2 protein-coding genes are annotated in these 1,750 nt (G+C 27.5%); both read right to left on the bottom strand.

Going from position 1 to position 1,750, the window contains the following annotated elements:
• Nucleotides 1-54: 54 nt before the first annotated feature.
• A complete protein-coding gene (locus tag KPL38_RS19115) occupies nucleotides 55-621 on the bottom strand; it encodes a hypothetical protein (RefSeq protein ID WP_216290722.1) in 567 nt (188 codons plus the stop codon).
• Nucleotides 618-1,076 carry a chemotaxis protein CheW gene (locus tag KPL38_RS19110; RefSeq protein WP_216290721.1) on the bottom strand — a complete coding sequence of 153 codons (459 nt, stop codon included), beginning with the start codon at nucleotides 1,074-1,076 and terminating at the stop codon, nucleotides 618-620. The genes KPL38_RS19115 and KPL38_RS19110 overlap by 4 nt, the downstream gene beginning before the upstream one ends.
• Nucleotides 1,077-1,750: the final 674 nt, after the last annotated feature.

Below are 1,750 nucleotides of genomic sequence, written 5' to 3'. Positions count from 1 at the left end.
TGTTCTATGCCCAGAATGTGATGCAAATATGATAATCAAAGGACGATGAGATTATCATATTTGCTTGGCATAAGGGTTTTTACTCGACCGTAGGGAGATTTTGTTCTTTATCGTTCTTTTTGAAATAGATTCTTCAGAAAGAATATTATTAACTTGTAAGGAATTTACGTCAAATTTTTTCGAAGATTTTTTATTTATTATTTTTTGTAAATCAGTTACAAACATAGTGGAACCTTCTGGGAACATCTCAGCTACGATTGGTGCAAAATCAGGGAATGCCTTAACAACAGGGTGTAATCTAGGAATCAAAATAGAAAAAGCTCCAACAACTTCATTGTTATCATTAATTAGAGGAACAGCTATAGTCCTTAGTCTTGTGCCGTAAAGAGAACGGCGAATATTTTCGGTTAATGTTTTTTTATCATTCATTGCTTTTCTAGCTATACTGTTATTTTTAATTAATTCTCCAACATTAAAGAAATCTAAGTCAAATATTTCAGATGATTTTCTCCATGTTATTGTATCCCCTTCAATAATCAAAAATAAAATGCCCCCAGGTATAATGTTAGCCTGAAGCTCAGCAACTGCCTTTAAATAATCTAATCCATTTATTGAAATCATGATACCAACTCCTTATCCAAATTATATTTAAAAATTTCTGATTTTAGGTTTAAAGCGTTCAATATTATAATTATCCTTTGACCGATTATACTGACACCTTGTATACTGTTTTCACTAATGCTTACAATTTCCGAACTTAGTTTTTGAATCGATTTTTCATCAATTCTAATAACTTCTGAAACATCATCGACGATAATACCTATCATCATGTTATCCAGTTCAACTATCAGTAACCTGCTATCAATACTTTTTTCCGATTGATCCATTCCAAATCTTATTTTTAGATTAAAGACAGGAATTATTTTACCTCTAAGATTAAATACACCTTCAATAAATGGGGGAGTATTAGGTAATCGTGTAAATGTAGGTATGCGAATTATTTCTTGAGCATAAGAAATATTGATTGCATACTCATCCAATCCTAGGTTAAATACAACTAGTTGACAATAACTCAAATTATTACAACTCCTTTCATAAACTTATAATGAGAGACAATAAGCTTGTCCAATTATTAAATAACAAGTAACATTTACCTTTGAAAAGTACTTGTTATTTTACTATCGGGATTGAAAGATAAATCTTTAGCCTTTTGAAAAAATAATTGTATAATGTCGTATTATTTGTAATAAAAAGATAGAATAATGAAACATGTTGTGGCAATATGTATAAAAGTTTACAAATTATAAGTATTATGTTAAACAATATTTGTAAATAAACTATACGTTTATATAAATTTTAGATAATTATAATACGTGTATTTATAATTTTAAACATGGTAATCTAGTAAATAAAAGTATAATGAGCTAGATTATGAATACATTAGTTAATTGAAACCTCAAGTTTTCACTAGGCTTTATTTTTTTATTTTTAAAAGAAAATTAACCTAATAATAACATAGTTTCGATAAAATATATGGTATTATAGCCATAAATCTATACTCTTCGCTATAATTATGTTTTTTACGCACGAAATTGCACTTTAACACTTGAATAGTATGATATTATATATAGTAAGTTAGTATGATAGTGTTAACTAACTTATGAAAAAACAATAATGGAAATATTAGGATTTAGAATGTGGGTTGAAAAGTGAAAATGTATCCTGAAGAAATTTAATGTTGCTTTATTTG

The sequence above is a fragment of the Clostridium psychrophilum genome (assembly GCF_018861705.1).
Lineage (GTDB): Bacteria > Bacillota > Clostridia > Clostridiales > Clostridiaceae > Clostridium_AD > Clostridium_AD psychrophilum.
The sequence above is the reverse complement of the archived record's forward strand: the minus strand, read 5'-3'. Positions and strand labels throughout refer to the sequence as shown.